Origin of the sequence: Psychrobacter sp. UBA2514, assembly GCF_002341255.1 — a bacterium.
In the GTDB taxonomy this organism is placed as follows: Bacteria; Pseudomonadota; Gammaproteobacteria; order Pseudomonadales; family Moraxellaceae; genus Psychrobacter; species Psychrobacter pacificensis.
This window is the reverse complement of sequence record NZ_DDNS01000012.1, coordinates 70,280-71,313: the sequence shown is the minus strand read 5'-3', so window position 1 is coordinate 71,313 and position 1,034 is coordinate 70,280. Positions and strand designations below refer to the sequence as shown.

Below are 1,034 nucleotides of genomic sequence, written 5' to 3'. Positions count from 1 at the left end.
GATACGCAAAACGATTTTTTCACCGAATAAGGTTGGTAATGAGTTTACCCGGAAATCGATGGCTTTGGTCTTAGAGATTTTGAGCTTGATACGACCATCTTGTGGTATTCTGCGCTCTGAGATATCCATCTGTGACATGACTTTTAGACGAGCCGCAATTTTACCAGCGAGCTGGACTGGCGGACTGGCTATTTTTTGCATCACGCCATCAACACGAAAACGTACTCGGAAAGATTTTTCGTAAGGCTCAAAGTGCAAATCAGAGGCACCCATGCGAATAGCATCGACCAACATTTTATTGACGAATTTTACAACAGGTGCTTCATCGACCCCATCATTAAGTTTGGTTGTCCCTTCGTCCTGATCGTCATCACCATCTTCAAAACCAACATTTAAGTCACTGTCAGAGAAGCTGTCAAAGCTCTGCATCGTATCAGCGTAAACGCTTTCGATACGCTTTTTTAGCTTGTTTTCTTCAACAACAATCGTTTCGATAGACAAGCGAGAATTAAAGGCAATAGCATCAATAGCATCAACACGAGTTGGATCACTAAGCGCTACAAATAAGCGTTGGCCGCGCTTGAATAATGGCAATGCATTAAACTTACGGACGATTTTTTCATCGACTAAGTCCTTTGGAATGACATCAGTGCTGAGCGCATCGAGATCGAACAAGGGATCGCCAAAGGCTTGTGATAACATTTGAGCAAGGTGATAAGAATCAGCCAGTTTATTGTCTACAAGGTACGGCACCAATCCGATTTTCTGCTCCTGCGACTCAATCTGTGCCGTTTTCATATTTGCTTCGCTAACGACACCATCACTGATGAGCTGCTGCGCTAGACCACCATATTTACTGGTTGTAATAGACATTATGACCTCTCCTTGATAAAGGGTTTGCACACCGCTTTAGAATACAGACTACTATATATGCTTTAATATATTTGCGGTAATGGATGCGTATTTTGATTCAGCAAGTTATTTCTACTTCTTTCGTAATAACTTAGAGAGCATTTAGGGCGTGTTGAACATTC

The 1,034-nt window shown here is 42.1% G+C and carries 1 protein-coding gene; it reads right to left on the bottom strand.

All coding sequences use genetic code 11. The features are described from left to right. On the bottom strand, positions 1-873 hold an 873-nt coding region (locus B3V51_RS04380; protein WP_286708043.1), incomplete at its 3' end, for an ATPase, T2SS/T4P/T4SS family. Between the last annotated feature and the right edge of the window lie 161 nt (positions 874-1,034).